The following is a 16,527-nucleotide window of genomic DNA, read 5'->3' as shown; positions in this document are numbered from 1 at the left end:
GGGACAAAAAGAATGGACGGCCGAGCGCGCTGCCGCAACGAATCGAGACGAGACACTTATGGATCTGCGATACACCGATGAAGAGCTGGCCTTCCGCGACGAGGTGAGAGCCTTTTTCAAGGAAGTGTTGCCGGAAGACATCCGTCGCAAGGCAGCGCTGGGTCAGCGCTACTCCGCCGCCGACCTGCGCCGCTGGCAGCGCATTCTGTACCAGCGCGGCTGGGCGACGCCCGCGTGGGACAAGGCATGGGGCGGAACGGGCTGGAGCGCGGTGCAGCAGTACATCTTCAAGGAAGAGCTGCATATGGCGCCCGCGCCGGAGCCGCTGTCGTTCAACGTCAACATGATCGGGCCGGTGCTGATTGCGTTCGGCAGCGACGAGCAGAAACGCGCTTTTCTGCCGCAAATCGCGAGTCTCGAATACTGGTTCTGTCAGGGCTTTTCGGAGCCAGGCGCCGGCTCGGATCTGGCCGCGCTGCGCACCCAGGCCGTTCGCGAAGGCGACCATTATGTGATCAATGGCCAGAAGCTGTGGACCTCCACGGCGCATCACGCGGACTGGATGTTCTGCCTTGCGAGGACCGACGCGAGTGCGAAGAAGCAGCAAGGCATCACGTATTTGCTGATCGATATGAAGACGCCCGGTTTGACCGTGCGCCCCATCATCACCATCGACGGCCATCACGAAACCAACGAGGTGTTCTTCGATAACGTGCGCGTACCGGTGGCGAACCGGATCGGCGAAGAAAACAAGGGTTGGGACTACGCCAAGTATCTGCTCGGTAACGAGCGCAGCGGAATCGCCCGCGTGGGGGTGTCGAAGATGCGAATCCGGCACGCCAAAGACCTCGCGAAACGCACGCCGTGCGGCGATAGCGTGCTGTGGGATCAGCCGCAGTTCCGCGAGCGCGTGGCGGCGATCGAAGTCGAACTCAAGGCGCTGGAAATCACCCAGATGCGGGTGATCGCCGAAAGCTCGGCACGGGGCAGCCATGTGCCGGACCCGAAGACGTCGATCCTGAAGATCAAGGGTTCGGAGTTGCAGCAACGCTCGGCCGAACTTCTTCTGGAAGTGGCCGGCCCCGACGCGCTACCGCTCGATCTCGACTTCCTGCGTGGCCTGGGCGAGCCGATCCGCGAGCCGGACTGGGCGCTGACCATCGCGCCGAATCATTATTTCGCGCGTCACGTTTCGATTGTGGGCGGATCGAACGAGATCCAGAAAAACATCCTCGCCAAGTCCGTTCTCGGGCTTTGAGCGCCAATCGAAACGAGGAGAAGCATCGGCCATGGATTTTGATCTCACCGACGAGCAACGCATGCTCAAGGACAGCGTCGAGCGGCTCGTGAAGGACGAGTACAGCTTTGAACAGCGTGCGCGGTACCTGGCGGAGCCGGAAGGCTTCAGTCGCGCACAGTGGGCCCGCTACGCGAGCATGGGCTTGCTGGGCCTGACGTTCGACGAAGCGTTCGGCGGCAGCGGCTGCGGCCCGGTCGAAACGATGATTGTGATGGAGGCGTTCGGCCGTGGGCTGGTTGCCGAGCCCTATCTGGCGACGGTGGTGCTCGGCGGCAGCTGTATCCGGCTTGGCGGCAGTGTTGCCCAGCGCGAAGCGATTCTGCCGCACATCGCCGACGGTTCATTGCTGATGGCCTTCGCACACGCCGAGCCGCAGTCGCGCTACGACCTCGCTGATGTGGCCGCCAGCGCGCGACGCGATGCAGAGGGTTGGTTACTGGACGGTGCAAAGCGCGTCGTCATTCACGGCGGCAGTGCGGACCGGCTGATCGTGTCGGCACGCGTCTCGGGTGCGCGCCGCGACCGCGCCGGCATCGCGCTGTTTCTGGTTGACGCGAACGCGCCGGGTCTCACACGCCGCGGCTATCTGATGCAAGACAGACTGCGTGCCGCGGATATCGATCTGTCGGGCGTGCGGGTGACCGACGACGATGTGATTGGCGTGGCAGGCGAGGCGCTGCCGCTGATCGAAACGGTCGTCGCGCAGGCGATTGCCGCGCTGTGCGCCGAAGCGGTCGGCTCGATGGCGGCCGCGTATGAGGAAACCGTTGCATACCTCAAGGTGCGCAAGCAGTTTGGCGTCGCGATAGGTTCGTTTCAGGCGTTACAGCATCGTGCCGTGGACATGCTGGTCATGGTCGAGCAGGCGCGCAGCATGGCGCTGTTCGCCACCATGATGAGCGCGGAGCAGGATTTCGCGGAACGCGAACGCAGCATGTCGGCTGCCAAGGTGCAGATCGGCCAGGCCGGCCGTTTTGTCGGCCAGCAGGGCGTGCAACTGCACGGTGGCATTGGCATGACCGAGGAATGCAAGGTGGGGCATTACCTGCGTCGCCTCAGCGTGATCGACATCCTGTTTGGCGCTGCCGAACACCATTTGACCCAGCTCGCCAGCGCGGGCGGACTGATCGACGCGGCTGCTTAAGTGCGCCGCTGGATCTTGTGACCGGAACCCTTCAAATGAGCAAACCCAGCCCCTCTGATCCGCATCGGGAACTGCGCGACGCATTGCGCGATCTGTCGAAAGAATACCCTGACGAATACTGGCGCCGCATCGACCACGAGCGGGTTTATCCGGAAGCGTTCGTCGATGCCTTGACGCGTGCTGGCTGGATGGCCGCGCTGATTCCACAGGAATACGGCGGCTCAGGGCTCGGACTGACCGAAGCTTCCGTGATCATGGAAGAGATCAATCGCAACGGCGGCAATTCCGGGTTTTGCCACGGCCAGATGTACAACATGAATACGCTGCTGCGCAACGGCTCCGAAGCGCAAAAGCGGGCGTACCTGCCGAAGATCGCCAGCGGCGAACTGCGTCTGCAGTCGATGGCCGTGACCGAACCGACCACGGGCACGGACACCACCAAGTTGAAAACCCTGGCGCTGAAGAAAGACGGCCGCTATGTGGTCAACGGCCAGAAGGTGTGGATCTCCCGCGTGCAGCATTCGGACCTGATGATTCTGCTGGCCCGCACCACGCCGCTCGCCGATGTAAAGAAGAAATCAGAAGGCCTGTCATGTTTTCTGGTCGACCTGCATCAGGCGATCGGCAACGGTCTGACCGTGCGGCCGATTCCGAACATGGTCAATCACGAAACCAACGAACTATTCTTCGACAATCTCGAGATTCCCGAAGAGAACCTGATCGGCGAGGAAGGCAAGGGCTTCAAGTACATCCTCGACGGTCTGAATGCCGAGCGTGCGTTGATTGCCGCTGAGTGTATCGGCGACGGTTACTGGTTCGTCGATCGCGCCTCGAAGTACGCGAGCGAGCGCCAGGTGTTCGACCGGCCCATTGGCATGAACCAGGGCGTGCAGTTTCCTATCGCCGAAGCGTATATCGATGTGCGGGCCGCCGATCTGATGCGCTACAAGGCGTGCGAACTGTTCGACAGCCGCGAGCCGTGCGGCGCCGAGGCGAACATGGCCAAGCACCTGGCTGCAACCGCTTCATGGAAGGCCGCTAACGCGTGTCTGCAAACGCACGGCGGCTTCGGCTTCGCCTGCGAATACGACGTCGAGCGCAAATTCCGCGAAACCCGCCTTTATCAGGTGGCGCCAATCTCGACCAATCTGATTCTGTCCTACGTGGCCGAACACGTGCTGGACATGCCGCGTTCGTTTTGAGCGGCGCGCCAATTGAGGGAGACATCCATGGGCTACGAGACCATTCTGTATGACGTGAAGGACCGGATCGCTACGGTCACGCTGAACCGTCCGGAACAGATGAACACCTGGAACGACACGGTGGCCACCGAGGTTTACGACGTCATGCAGGCCGCCGGCGCGGATCGCGGCGTGCGCGTCATCGTCTTTACCGGCGCGGGCAAGGCGTTCTGCGCGGGTGGCGACATTCATAGCTTTGGCGGCGATCCGAACGCACTGATGACCAAGCTGCCGCGTCCGTTCGACATGCGCAAGCGTGCCGACTGGCAGACGCGCTGCTCGTACTATCCGGCGATACCGAAACCCGTCATCGCGATGCTCAACGGCGCGACGGTCGGCATCGGCCTGATCCATGCGCTGTTCTGCGATATCCGCTTCGCGGCCGAGGACGCCACGATCACCACCGCCTTCGCGCGTCGCGGGTTGACTGCTGAGTACGGCATGGCGTGGATCCTCTCGCATCACGTCGGGCACGCACGGGCGCTCGATTTGCTGCTGTCCGCACGCAAGATCAAGGGCGGCGAGGCAGAACGCATGGGGCTCGTGAACCGCGCGTTCCCATCCAGCACATTGGCGGACGAGACCTATGCCTATGCGCGCGACCTGGCGGAGAACTGCTCCCCGCGCTCGATGCGCATCATGAAAGCGCAGCTATGGGAGGCGCCGTTCCAGACACCGCATGAAGCGATCATGTCTGCCGGGCTGGACATGCCGATCGCCAATCAATGCGCCGACTACCAAGAGGGAATCGCAAGTTTTCTTGAGAAGCGCAAGCCGAATTTCACCGACGATTGATACGTTGCGAGGCAAAGTCATGCTGAAGTACGAGGTCATCAAGAACTGGCCGATCGAAGACGTCACCCAGGCTTACACCGAACGCGATGTCATGCTGTACGCGCTTGGTCTTGGCATCGGCGGCGATCCGCTGGACGCGGCGCAACTTCGCTACGTCTACGAGAAGGATCTGCAGGCGATGCCGACCTGCGCCGCCGCGTTTGCGTGGCCCCGGTCCTGGATGCGCGATCCCCGTGCCGGCGTCGACTATCTGAAGGTCGTGCATGGCGAACAGGACGTCCGCTTCCTCCGCCCGATGCCGACTGCCGCCACTCTCGTCAGCAAGACGCGTGTGAGCCTTGTTTCGGACAAGGGCGCGGACAAGGGCGCAATTGTCGAGCTCAAGCGCGATCTGATCGAGGCGTCAAGCGGCGAGCGGCTCGCTGAAGTGCGGCAGGTGTCGTTCCTGCGCGGCGACGGCGGCTTCAGCGCGGAATCAGGCGTGAGCGATGCGCCGCCCGAAGCATTGCCCGCGGTGCCCGAGCGCGCGCCCGACAGCGAATTCGAGTTTGGGACCTCGACGCAGGCCGCGTTGATTTACCGCCTGTCCGGCGATTCGAATCCACTGCATGCCGACCCCGAAGTGGCCGCGAAGGCTGGCTTTAAACAACCCATACTGCACGGTCTCGCGACCTACGGGATCGCCGGGTACGCGGCGATTCGAACCTGCGCGGGAAATGATGCCGCACGGCTAAAGCGGCTTGCGCTTCGCCTCACTTCACCGGTCTATCCGGGCGAAGTTATCCGTTTCCAGTTCTGGCGCGACAGTGGCACCCGTTTGTATTTGCGTGCGCGAGTCGACGCGCGCGATGTGGTGGTGTTGAACAACGGCATCGTCGAAATCGGGTGAACACGGGACCCGGTGTTTGTCCTGCGCAGGCGTAAGGTCAAAGGAGTGTAGGTATGGAATTGCGAGAAAGTCTCGAAGACAAGGCCTTTCGCGCATCGGTGCAGGAATTCGTGGCTGCCCGGTTGCCCGCGGATATCCGCGATCGCGTGCTGAATTTCCGGCATCTGCCGCGCGAAGATTACGTGCGCTGGCAGCGCATCCTGGCGGCCAATGGCTGGGGTGCGCCTGCATGGCCAATCGAATACGGCGGGGCAGGGTGGAACGCTGCGCAGCGCAATATCTTCGATGAGGAATGCTTCACCGCGGGTGCGCCGCGCCAGATGCCGTTCGGTCTGTCGATGGTCGGGCCGGTGCTGCAGAAATTCGGCACACCGGCGCAATGTGACTATTTTTTGCCTCGCATCGTGTCGATGGAGGACTGGTGGTGTCAGGGTTATTCGGAGCCCGGCGCCGGTTCCGATCTGGCTTCGCTGAAGACCCGCGCCGAGTGCATTCCGCGAGACGGCGAACCGTTCTATATCGTCAACGGCCAGAAGATATGGACGTCGTTTGCACAGTGGGCCAACTGGATCTTCTGTCTCGTGCGTACCCACAGCGATGGCCGTCCGCAGGAAGGCATTTCATTCCTTCTGATCGACATGAAAACGCCCGGCATTACCGTGCGGCCGATCAAGACGCTCGACGGCGGCCATGACGTCAACGAGGTGTTCTTCGAGAACGTCGAAGTGCCGATTTGCAATCTTGTCGGTGAGGAGCATCGCGGCTGGGCGATCGCCAAATATCTGCTCGGCCATGAGCGCACCAATATTGCGGGGCTTGGCAACTGCAAACGCTTCATGCTGCGGCTGAAGGAAATCGCGCGGACCGAACAGAAGCACGGCAAGCCGCTGATCGACGATATCCGCTTTCGCGACCGGATCGCGAAGGTCGAGATTGATCTCATCGCGCACGAGTGGTCGTTGTTGCGGGTCATTTCCGCTGAGTCAGCCGGTCGTCCGCTGGGGCCCGAGGCGTCGGTGCTGAAAATCCGAGGTTCGGAAATTCAGCAGGAACTGACCGAGCTGATCATGGCATGCGCGGGGCCTTACGCGGTGCCGTTCGTGCCCCAGGCACTCGAGCCGGATTGGGCCGAGGACGCGGAGGTCACGGCGCACGGCGAACTGCTCAACGCGCTGGCGCCGCACTATCTGGACTGGCGCAAGATCTCGATCTACGGCGGTTCGACTGAGATTCAGAAAAACATCATCGCCAAACTGGTGCTTGGCATCTGAGGACACGTCATGGATTTCACGCTCGTTGAAGAGGAGCAGATGCTAGCCGACCTGGTGGGCCGCTTCGTGGAGAAGGAGTATTCATTCGAGGCGCGGCGCAAGCTATCGGCGACACCGCGCGGCTGGTCCGAACAGCATTGGGGCACTTTAGCCGATATGGGCCTCCTCGCGCTCAACGTTCCGGACGCATACGGCGGAATGAACGCGAGCGTGGCAGAGACCATGATCGTGATGGAGGCGTTGGGTCGCGCTCTGGTACTGGAGCCCTACCTCTCGGCCGCGGTGCTTGGCGCACGGTTGATCAGCGAGGCCGGCACCGACGCGCAAAAGGACCGCTGGCTGCCCGAGCTTGCGGCTGGCCGCCTGAAAACGGCGTTGGCCACCCTCGAGCCCGGTGCGCGGTTCGATCTGTCGAACATAACGACGACCGCCAGACCGTCGAACCAGGGTTTCGTCGTCGATGGTCGCAAAGGGGTGGTCTTGCACGGCGATAGCGCCGACCTGCTGCTGGTGTCGGCGCGGACATCCGGCGCTCAGACCGACACGGCCGGCATTACGCTGTTCGCGATCGACCCAAAGACACCGGGCGTCACGCTCAGGGCCTTTCCTACGCTGGACGGGCAGCGGGTCGCCGAAGTGTGCTTCTCGGGCGTGCCGGTCGGCTCCGACGCAGTGCTAGGCGCAATCGGCGACGGCCATCCGCTGCTTGAATGGACCGTCGACCACGGGCTGTTCGCGCTATGCGCGGAAGCGGTCGGAACCATGGCGAGGCTGGCCGAGATGACCTACGACTACCTGCGCACGCGCACTCAGTTCGGCAGACCCATCGGCGAGTTCCAGGCGCTTCAGCACCGCGCGGCAGACATCCTGACGGCGGTCGAGCAGGCCCGCTCGGTGCTGTACTTCGCCGCATCGCGGGTGGCCGGGGCGGATGCCGACGAACGGCGCCGGGCGGTGTCCGCCGCCAAGAACCTGATTGGCCGGTGCGGCCGGTTCGTGGGCCAGCAGGCGGTGCAGTTGCACGGCGGAATGGGCATGACCGACGAACTTCCGATCGGCTGGTACTTCAAGCGGCTGACCTGCATTGACATGACATGGGGTGACGCCGAGCACCATCTGGAACGCTACGGGACATACCTGTAACGCGGCGCCGTGATACGTCCCGCGCGCGAAGCCGCGCGCTTCCGTTTAGCTTCGCCCATCGACCCGCTTCCTTGTCGTTCCAGCAGAATCGCGGGTCCAGCGAGTTCCCGCTGCCAGGCAATGGCGCGACTGCCACATGCGGTGCGAAACCTCTCCACGTCGATTCCTGGGCGATAGAAAATATTTTGTCTGGCCGACGTCATTCGCGCAGCAGAAAATATATGATACATATGTGAACGTCATTCATAAACATGTTGGCGCGACGGTTTTGTGAACTGCCAGCTGGCCCGGAATCACGAAGGAGACATCGAATGTCAGAGACCACTCAACGCACGACGCCTGAAGCGGCGCCGATTCCCGCGCATGTACCGCCGGAACTGGTGGTCGACTTCGACATATACAATCCGCCCGGCGCCGCCGACGACTATCATCTCGCGCTCAAGAAGCTCCACGACGACGCCGTGCCCGACATCTTCTGGACGCCGCGCAACGGCGGCCACTGGATCGCGACGCGCGGCGACGACATCTACCGCATCTTCAAGGACTACGAGCATTTTTCGTCACGCCAGTTGACGGTGCCGTTGGTCAGTCATGCGCCGCTGCCGCCGATATTTTTCGACCCGCCCGATCACACCGCCTACCGCGCGTTGATCGCGCCCGCCTTCATGCCGCAAGCGATCAGCAAGCTCGAAGAAAAGGCGCGTGAAATGGCAATCGAGCTGATCGAAGGCTTTTATCCGCGGGGCGAGTGTGAGTTCGTCTCCGAGTTTGCGCAGCACCTGCCCATTGGTATTTTCATGAACATGGTGGCGCTGCCCGCGGAAGATCGCGACTATCTGCTAGGCCTTGCAGACAAGATGGTGCGGCCTGCCTCCGCCGGGCAGAAGCTTGAAGCGCTCGGCGCGATCTTTGAATACCTTGGCGTGAAAATCGCCGAGCGCCGTGCGAACCCGGGAGACGATCTGATCAGCCGGATCGTTCAATCGACGATTGACGGTCGTGAGCTTAGCGACCAGGAGCTTAAAGGGCTGTGCGGGCTCGTCCTGATCGGTGGTCTCGATACGGTCGCCTCCGCGATGGGTTTCATTGCCAACTTCCTGGCGAAAAGTCCCGCGCATCGCAAACAACTGATCGACCACCCGGAGTTGACGCAGAAAGCGGTAGACGAGTTGTTACGCCGCTTTCCAGTGGTCAACCAGGGACGCCAGGTAGCGCATGACTTCGAATATCAGGGCGTGCAGATGAAGGCCGGCGACATGATCGTCATACCGACAACCTTGCACGGTCTGGACGAGCGCAAGTTCCAGAACCCGCTCGAAGTCGACTTCACCCGTCCGACACCGATTCATTCCACCTTTGGCAATGGGGCACATCGTTGTCCGGGCTCGTTCCTCGCCCGCGTCGAGATCAAGGTGTTCCTCCAGGAGTGGCTCAAACGCATCCCCGATTTTTCTCTCAGGCCCAGCGCCAGAGCGGGCGTGCATGGCGGTGTCAACGGCACGCTCTACCATTTGCCGCTGGTCTGGGACGTGAAGTGAACAGCACAGGCTGACGATCGGCGGCTGCCCGATCGTCAGGATCAGCCGTCACCGCAAGAAAAGCGGCGCAGCGCATGGATCCTCGCGTTCGCGCTGACAGGCGCGACGGCCTTCGTCACGGTATTTCGTCAGGCATCCCCAGGTGGGCGGCCGCGGCAGGTCCGTTTGTCCCGTTGTGACGGGGCTGCCGCGGCCGGCATCAGCATTCGCCAGCCGCGCGAATCGATTCCGTATTCGTGGGACTTTAGACGGTTTCCTGACGTCTCAATCGGCCGGTCGAACCTCGGTCGACCTGTGCGAAAGGGTCCAGGTCCCTACTGGAAAACACTATTGACACCCCACGGTGCGATGTTTACCATTTTGAACAGCATTCATGTTGTTGGCTGAGCTTGAAATGTGGGAAGCAGGCCGGCTCGAAAAATACAACGAATAGAACTCGTGTGAAGGTCCTCGCGGAGGAGACAGAAATGAATCGGATTTTCAGAGGCGGGGCCGTTTACCGGCGTCGTATTGAAGTGATGCTGCTGGCTGGTGTTTGCGGCAGTTTTGCGAACGGAGTGCAGGCGTTCACGTTTACTACGCCCAATCCAGACATCGAGATGGATCTGGATACGACGGTTCGCGCGAACTACGGGTTACGGCTACAGGGCATCGACCCGGCGATCGGTAACAACCCGAGCTATGACGAAGGCGACAACACCTTCAGGCGCTACCAGACCATACTTGCGCGGCTCGACGTGACGAGCGAATTCGACTTCAAGTACAAGGGGACGACAGGCTTCCGGTTCAGCGTCGCTGGCTGGTATGACGCCGCCTATTCGGGAAAGGACAAGAGCGGGCCGGGCCTGGCAAGTGTCGCGAACTACCCGGGGAATAACTACACCAGCTACATCAAAAAGTATTACATCGGACCATCGGCCGAGGTGCGCGACGCGTTCGGATTCACCACCGTCAATGCGGGCCCCGTTCCAATCGACATCAAGGTAGGGCGCCTCGCGCAAATCTGGGGTCAATCGCTGATCGGCAGCGTGGGCGGCGTGAACTCGGTCGCGGTGTCGCAGGCTCCGCAAAACCTGATCGCCGCGACGCAAAGCCCCGGGGCATCGCTGAAGGAACTGTCGCTGCCGACAGGGCAGGTCGCCATGTCGGCCCAGCTGACCGACCGGATGCAATTGAGCGGCTACTACACATTCGAATGGGCGCACGACCGCTATCCGGAAGGCGGCACCTATTTCGGTGGGTCGGACTCCATCGACTATGGGCCGCCGATTTCCGCGTATGCAGGGCCGAACTTCGCGATCCACAACGTCAAGGGACCGCAAGGGAAGATCGGGGATATCGGTGTCGAAACCAAGTACCGCTTCGAAAAATTCTCGAGCACAGTGGAGTTGACCTATCGCCGCTTCAGCTACAAGACTCCCTGGTTTGCTCAGTTCAATGCGAACAATTTCACAACCGAGGATATATACGCGAACAAGGTTCAGCTGCTGGGCCTCGGCGTGAACAGCACGATTGCCGGCACGGCGGTCGGCGCCGAAGTGTCGTATCGCCGCAATACGCCTTTGGCTTCCGCCGGCAGCGGCACGCCGGGCACGCTCGAAGGCGCGCGCGGCGATACGTTGCACGCACTGATCAACACGACCACCTACCTCGGCAAGTCGTTCCTCTGGAACGAGGCGCCGCTCGCGATGGAAATCGCGGCGGCCCACCTGATCAAGGTGACGTCGGGCGCGCAGAACTTCAATTCTCCCGGTTACTCCGCCGCCTGCACGAAGGCTGCCGATGCGGTCGCACTGGGTTGTTCGACGAAGAATTTCTATACCTTCGGCGTGTCGTTCACACCGCACTGGAATCAGGTGTTTCCCGGTGTCGATCTCGACCTGCCGATGTTCGTACAATGGAACATCCACGGCAATACGCCGACTGTCGACGGCGGCAACCAGGGCAGCAACATCTACCAGGTAGGACTGAAATTCACGATCTACAACAAGCACATTGTGAATCTCACCTACACCGGTTATACCAACTGGAAGAAAACAGCGACCAATGTGAACGGCGCACCGTATTCCGACAAAGGCTGGATCGGGATTACTTATCAGACCACGCTTTAACCAAAGCCGACTATCTGGTACCTCAGAGGACATTCGCAAATGAACATCCCAAAGTTACTGACGGCTGTGTTGATCGCCGCCACCTATGGTTCCACCGTGCACTCGGCGGTATCGACCGAAGAAGCCGCCAGGCTTGGCACGACGCTCACATTATTCGGCGCGGACGCCGCAGCCAGCACGGACGGTCAGATTCCGGCATACACGGGCGGCATCGCCAAGGCGCCTGCGGAGTTCAAGCCTAATAGCGGCAAGTGGATGGACCCGTTTGCCGGCGAAAAGGCGGTTCTGACGATCACGGCGCAGAACTGGCAAGAATACGCGGACAAGCTGAGCGAGTCGTCCAAGGAACTGTTCAAGCGCTTTCCCGATTACAAGATGATGGTCTATCCGACCCATCGCAGCGCGTCGTTTCCGGACTGGTATGGTGAAAATTGCAAGATCAATGCGGTGCAGGCCAAGCTGACGAACGGCGGACAGGATATCGAAGGCGCCTTTGGCTGTATTCCTTTCCCGATTCCGAAGACCGGCGAGGAAGCGCTCTGGAATTACATCATGCGCTACGTCGGCACCAAGCAAAAGAACTTCGTGAATACCTGGCTGATGGACAGCTCAGGCAGCCCGGTGCTGACGGGTTCGTTCAAAAGCAGCATCTATTTTCCGTACTACGATCCCACTCTCGGCCGGGACGGGTTCAAGAAGTCGGATGGCGTCTGGTACCAGGTGCAAAATGATTACGCCGCGCCCGCACGCCTGAAGGGCGAAACATCTCTGTTCTGGGACTACACCGCGAGTTCGCGTGACTGGCCGGGCTGGGCATATTCGCCGGGCCAGCGTCGCACACGCGTCGCCCCTGACCTCTCTTACGATACGCCTAACCCCGGCTACTCGGGCGTGATCACAATGGACGATATCCAGCTGATGTACGGCAAGCTCGATCGCTGGAAGGTCAAGATGCTCGGCACCAAGGAAATGTACATTCCGTACAACGGATACAAGTGGCAATACGCAACGCCGGACAAGGACATGCTGACACCGCATTTCCCCAATGCCAACCTGATCCGCTGGGAGCTGCACCGCGTGCGCATACTTGAATTGACGCTCAAACCCGGTGCCCGGCACCTCTACAGCAAAAAGATCATCTATACGGACGAGGATCTGGGCGGTGGCATGATGGATGCCTATGATCAGGCGGGCAAACTGTATCGAGGCGGCTTTGCCGACACGGTACCGGCCTACGACACCAAGGTCCCGTATTCACTCGGCAACTGGTTCTTCGACTTCAACAGCGGCGTGTATCTACTGGGCAGTCATCCTGCGGAGACCGCCGGTATTTTCTTCAACGTGGACTTCCCCAACGGATTCTTCACGCCTGAACGAATGCAATCGACCGGCATCCGCTGACGCCTCGCGCGTTGCCGGCAGCATAGCCTGGAGAGGCAGGGCCGCAGCGGGTTTCGTCCGCTGCGGCCATCGAGTATCGGGCGGGCATAAGGAGACGTAATGCTGAGCACCTGTATGAACGCGGCAGTGTCGGCATTCGCGCTGACCCTCGCGCTGACCGTTTCGCAGCCGGCGCTTGCCGCGTTCGCCGATCCGATCGACACGCCGGCCACGACCAACCCCCATGCACAGACAGCGCCGCTGCTTGCCGTGGCCCATGCCGGAGACCGGCTGGTCGCGGTCGGCTTGCGCGGACTGATCGTCCTCTCCGACGACAATGGCGAGACCTGGCGCCAGGTTCCCGCACCGGTGAGCTCGGACCTGGTCGCGGTGTATTTCGTTTCGCCGCGCGCGGGCTGGGCGACCGGTCAGGACGGCATCGTATTGCACACCGCGGACGGCGGGGCAACGTGGACCAGGCAGCTCGACGGCCGGTCGGCGGCCGCCTCGATGTTGGCCTATTACCAGAAGCAGGAGTCGAACCCGAAGGTCGCAGCCGGACTCGAGGAAGCGCGGCGCTTTGTCAACGACGGCCCGGGGCGGCCATTTCTATCGGTCTGGTTCGATAACGAACGCACGGGCTTCATCATCGGTTCATTCAACATCATCTTCAAAACCGAGGATGGCGGGGTCAGTTGGACACCGTGGTTCGACCACACCGAAAACGAACAGGATGCTCTGAACCTGCATGCGATACGCAGAATCGGCAATGCGTTGTACGTGGTCGGCGAACAGGGGCTGGTCATGCGCCTCGACGAGACCTCACAACAGTTCGTCAAGGTTCCGGTGCCGTACAAGGGCAGCTTTTTCGGCATTTTCGGCACGCCTGAAAACCTGATTCTCTACGGCCTGCGTGGCAATGCGTTGCGCAGCGCGGACGGCGGGCAGACCTGGACCAAGGTCGGCATTCCCGGCGAAGCGAGTCTGCTCGGCGGTGCGCGCCTGGCCGACGGGCGGCTCGCGCTGTTCAGCCAGGATGGACGCGTGCTGATCAGCACGGACGGCGGCGCCAGCTTCAGTGCGGCGAATGCGGCGGGTCAACCCTGGTCGCTCTGGGACGGCACGAGCCTCGCTCGCGGCGGCATTGTGGTGGTGGGCGCCGGCGGCGTAAAAAACATCGCGGTACTCAAGTGATTGCGGGATAGGGAGCACAAGATGGCCGGTAAGAGCAATGAGCAGATCAGTTCGATGCCCGTGGTTCGGGAGCGCAGCGCGTTCGACTCGAATTCCGGCAATGCGCTGGAGCGACTGGTTTTCAATCATCGACTTGTCCTGATCCTGCTGTGCGCGGTGCTGTCGGTCTTTTTCGGCATCAAGGTGGCGATCGGGCTGCAGATCAACGCCAGTTTCGAAAAGATGATTCCGCAGTCGAACGCGTACATCCGCAACTACCTGGCGAACAAGGGCGACCTGAAGGGGCTCGGCAACAGCTTGCGGATCGTGGTCGAGAACACGCAGGGCAACATTTACGATCCCGCGTATCTGGAAGCGCTGAGAAAGATCAACGATGCGGTGTTCCTCATGCCCGGTGTCGACCGGCCGTGGGTCAAATCGATCTGGATGCCGGCGGTGCGCTGGAATATCGTGACCGAGAAAGGCTACGCGGGTGGCCCGGTCATGCCGTCGACGTACAACGGCTCGCCCGCGGCGATCGACGCGTTGCGAACCAATATCGCGCGCGCGGGCATCACCGGTTCGCTGGTCGCCAACGATCTGAAGTCGAGCATGATCGTGGTGCCGCTGCTCGAACGCGACGCGGCGGGCAATCCGATCAACTATGCCCACTTCTCGCATCTGCTCGACGACATGGTGCGCACGCAGCAGCACGGCAACATTCGCATCCATGTGGTCGGCTTCGCCAAACTGATCGGTGACCTGATCGACGGCCTGAAGCAGGTGATGACGTATTTCGGTATTGCGGCGACCATCGCGCTCGGCGTGATTTTCTTTTATACGCGCTGTCCGCGCAGCACGTTTCTGGTGGTCGCATGTTCGCTGGTCGCGGTCCTGTGGCAACTCGGCATCGTCACGGCGCTGGGTCTCGTCATCGACCCGTATTCGGTTCTGGTGCCGTTCCTGGTATTCGCCATCGGCGTGTCGCATGGCGCGCAGAAAATGAACGGCATCCTGCAGGACGTGGGGCGTGGCACACATAAGTACGTGGCGGCGCGCTACACCTTCCGCAGGCTCTTTCTCGCGGGTCTCACCGCGCTCATGGCCGACATGGTGGGCTTCGCTGTCCTGACGATCATCGATATCCCGGTCATCAAGGATCTGGCGCTGACAGCCAGCATCGGCGTGGGCGTGCTGGTCTTCACCAATCTGCTGCTACTGCCGGTACTGCTGTCGTATGTCGGCGTGAGTCCTGCCGCCGCGCAGCGCACGCTGATTGAAGAGGCCGCCGAAGCGGGCAGCCGCTCGCGCGTCGCGAGCCTGTGGGACTGGCTGGATCGTTTCACCGAACGGCGCTGGGCGTCGGGAGCGATCGTCGTGACCTTGCTGCTGGCGGTGACCGGTTTTGCGGTCAGCCAGCGTCTGCAGATCGGCGATCTCGATGCGGGGGCGCCCGAATTGCGGGCGGACTCGGTCTACAACCGTGACAATGCCTTCATCAACGCGCACTATGGCCTGTCGAGCGACATGTTCGTGGTGATCGGCAAATCGTCACTGCCCAATTGCGACGCGGATCATTATCAGATGCTGGCCGATGTCGATCGCCTCGAGATCGCATTGCAGAACCTGAGCGGCGTGCAGACCACGAGTTCGGCCGCGTCCCTCACCCGGCTCGTTACGTCCGGCGCTTACGAAGGCTATCCGAAGTGGTTCACGATCAATCGCACGCCGTCGATCCTGAATCGCTCGCTCTTCCAGGTTTTACTTGATCGTCCCGATCTGATCAGCGCGGCCTGCAACACGATGCCGATCATCGCTTACCTGACCGATCATAAGGCGGCCACGCTGAACCGCGTGCTCGACGCGGCGCAACGTTTCGCGGATGCGCACAAGGATCCGAACCATCAATTTCTTCTGGCCGCGGGATCGGCAGGTATCGATGCCGCGACCAATATCGTCGTCAAGGAAGCGAATGAGCGCATGTTGCTGCTGGTCTACGCGGCCGTTGTCCTGCTCTGCCTGATCACGTTCCGTAGCTGGCGCGCCGCGGTCGTCGCACTGGTGCCGCTCGTCATCACATCGGTGTTATGCCAGGCGTTGATGGTGATGCTGGGCATCGGCGTGAAGGTGGCGACCTTGCCTGTGATCGCCCTTGGCGTGGGCATCGGTGTCGATTACGCGCTCTATCTGCTGTCCGTGCAGCTCAACTATCAGCGCGCCGGCTTGCCGCTGCGGGACGCCTACCGTCGAGCGGTCCAGTTCACCGGCAAGGTGGTGGCGCTGGTGGGCGTCACGCTGGCCGCGGGGGTCGTCACGTGGGCATGGTCGCCGATCAAGTTTCAGGCCGACATGGGTATTCTGCTGACTTTCATGTTCGTCACAAACATGATCGGCGCGCTGATTCTGATCCCGTCGCTGTCTCACTTTCTGTTGCGCAATGTGTCGTCCAGACCTGGGCACGCGGCGTTACGCAGCGCGATTGCACTCGCCGAGAATTCGAAAGGCGCGTGATGACCTGGCTGAGTGAGCGCAATAGGCGCGT

General features: G+C 61.4%; 12 protein-coding genes. All 12 read left to right on the top strand.

Annotated features, from left to right (window positions below; all coding sequences use genetic code 11):
* The first annotated feature begins 58 nt into the window (after positions 1 to 58).
* The 12 genes from AC07WT_RS14210 to AC07WT_RS14155 all read left to right on the top strand — a co-directional run bounded on the left by AC07WT_RS14210 (position 59) and on the right by AC07WT_RS14155 (position 16,496).
* Entirely contained in the window at positions 59 to 1,258 is a 1,200-nt protein-coding gene (locus AC07WT_RS14210; protein ID WP_494947531.1) for an acyl-CoA dehydrogenase family protein, read from the top strand.
* Positions 1,259 to 1,289: 31 nt separating this feature from the next.
* Positions 1,290 to 2,444, top strand: a complete 1,155-nt coding sequence (locus tag AC07WT_RS14205) for an acyl-CoA dehydrogenase family protein (RefSeq protein ID WP_494947530.1) — start codon at positions 1,290 to 1,292, stop codon at positions 2,442 to 2,444.
* 35 nt (positions 2,445 to 2,479) lie between these two features.
* Positions 2,480 to 3,646, top strand: a complete 1,167-nt coding sequence (locus AC07WT_RS14200) for an acyl-CoA dehydrogenase family protein (RefSeq protein WP_172160947.1) — start codon at positions 2,480 to 2,482, stop codon at positions 3,644 to 3,646.
* A gap of 27 nt (positions 3,647 to 3,673) precedes the next feature.
* Positions 3,674 to 4,480: an enoyl-CoA hydratase gene (locus tag AC07WT_RS14195; RefSeq protein ID WP_494947529.1), complete on the top strand. Its 807-nt coding sequence runs from the start codon at positions 3,674 to 3,676 to the stop codon at positions 4,478 to 4,480.
* A 19-nt stretch (positions 4,481 to 4,499) separates the two neighbouring features.
* The gene (locus AC07WT_RS14190; protein WP_492592765.1) at positions 4,500 to 5,369 is read left to right on the top strand and encodes a MaoC/PaaZ C-terminal domain-containing protein; all 870 of its coding nucleotides are present in this window, start codon (positions 4,500 to 4,502) and stop codon (positions 5,367 to 5,369) included.
* A 53-nt stretch (positions 5,370 to 5,422) separates the two neighbouring features.
* Entirely contained in the window at positions 5,423 to 6,640 is a 1,218-nt protein-coding gene (locus tag AC07WT_RS14185; RefSeq protein WP_494947528.1) for an acyl-CoA dehydrogenase family protein, read from the top strand.
* Positions 6,641 to 6,649: 9 nt separating this feature from the next.
* Positions 6,650 to 7,783, top strand: coding sequence for an acyl-CoA dehydrogenase family protein (locus AC07WT_RS14180; RefSeq protein WP_494947527.1), 1,134 nt, complete (start codon positions 6,650 to 6,652; stop codon positions 7,781 to 7,783).
* Between the two features lie 311 nt (positions 7,784 to 8,094).
* The gene (locus AC07WT_RS14175; RefSeq protein WP_494947526.1) at positions 8,095 to 9,321 is read left to right on the top strand and encodes a cytochrome P450; all 1,227 of its coding nucleotides are present in this window, start codon (positions 8,095 to 8,097) and stop codon (positions 9,319 to 9,321) included.
* Positions 9,322 to 9,788: 467 nt separating this feature from the next.
* Positions 9,789 to 11,432, top strand: a complete 1,644-nt coding sequence (locus AC07WT_RS14170) for a DUF1302 family protein (protein WP_172160959.1) — start codon at positions 9,789 to 9,791, stop codon at positions 11,430 to 11,432.
* 39 nt (positions 11,433 to 11,471) lie between these two features.
* Complete coding sequence (locus AC07WT_RS14165; RefSeq protein ID WP_172160961.1) at positions 11,472 to 12,833, top strand: DUF1329 domain-containing protein; 1,362 nt, start codon at positions 11,472 to 11,474, stop codon at positions 12,831 to 12,833.
* A gap of 99 nt (positions 12,834 to 12,932) precedes the next feature.
* Positions 12,933 to 14,006 carry a WD40/YVTN/BNR-like repeat-containing protein gene (locus AC07WT_RS14160; RefSeq protein WP_494947525.1) on the top strand — a complete coding sequence of 358 codons (1,074 nt, stop codon included), beginning with the start codon at positions 12,933 to 12,935 and terminating at the stop codon, positions 14,004 to 14,006.
* Positions 14,007 to 14,027: 21 nt separating this feature from the next.
* On the top strand, positions 14,028 to 16,496 hold the full coding sequence (locus AC07WT_RS14155) for an efflux RND transporter permease subunit (RefSeq protein ID WP_494947524.1): 2,469 nt from the start codon (positions 14,028 to 14,030) through the stop codon (positions 16,494 to 16,496).
* The last annotated feature ends 31 nt before the right edge of the window (positions 16,497 to 16,527 follow it).

It is taken from the genome of Paraburkholderia sp. GW821-FHT02A12 (genome assembly GCF_059422005.1).
This window is presented reverse-complemented; position numbering and strand designations above follow the sequence as displayed.

Bases quoted from the DNA above. Each gene is read 5' to 3' on its own strand.
- AC07WT_RS14180 (WP_494947527.1), top strand. From the start codon at position 6,650: ATGGATTTCACGCTCGTTGAAGAGGAGCAGATGCTAGCCGACCTGGTG.
- AC07WT_RS14170 (WP_172160959.1), top strand. From the start codon at position 9,789: ATGAATCGGATTTTCAGAGGCGGGGCCGTTTACCGGCGTCGTATTGAA.
- AC07WT_RS14185 (WP_494947528.1), top strand. From the start codon at position 5,423: ATGGAATTGCGAGAAAGTCTCGAAGACAAGGCCTTTCGCGCATCGGTG.
- AC07WT_RS14190 (WP_492592765.1), top strand. From the start codon at position 4,500: ATGCTGAAGTACGAGGTCATCAAGAACTGGCCGATCGAAGACGTCACC.
- AC07WT_RS14200 (WP_172160947.1), top strand. From the start codon at position 2,480: ATGAGCAAACCCAGCCCCTCTGATCCGCATCGGGAACTGCGCGACGCA.
- AC07WT_RS14205 (WP_494947530.1), top strand. From the start codon at position 1,290: ATGGATTTTGATCTCACCGACGAGCAACGCATGCTCAAGGACAGCGTC.
- AC07WT_RS14165 (WP_172160961.1), top strand. From the start codon at position 11,472: ATGAACATCCCAAAGTTACTGACGGCTGTGTTGATCGCCGCCACCTAT.
- AC07WT_RS14210 (WP_494947531.1), top strand. From the start codon at position 59: ATGGATCTGCGATACACCGATGAAGAGCTGGCCTTCCGCGACGAGGTG.
- AC07WT_RS14160 (WP_494947525.1), top strand. From the start codon at position 12,933: ATGCTGAGCACCTGTATGAACGCGGCAGTGTCGGCATTCGCGCTGACC.
- AC07WT_RS14175 (WP_494947526.1), top strand. From the start codon at position 8,095: ATGTCAGAGACCACTCAACGCACGACGCCTGAAGCGGCGCCGATTCCC.
- AC07WT_RS14195 (WP_494947529.1), top strand. From the start codon at position 3,674: ATGGGCTACGAGACCATTCTGTATGACGTGAAGGACCGGATCGCTACG.
- AC07WT_RS14155 (WP_494947524.1), top strand. From the start codon at position 14,028: ATGGCCGGTAAGAGCAATGAGCAGATCAGTTCGATGCCCGTGGTTCGG.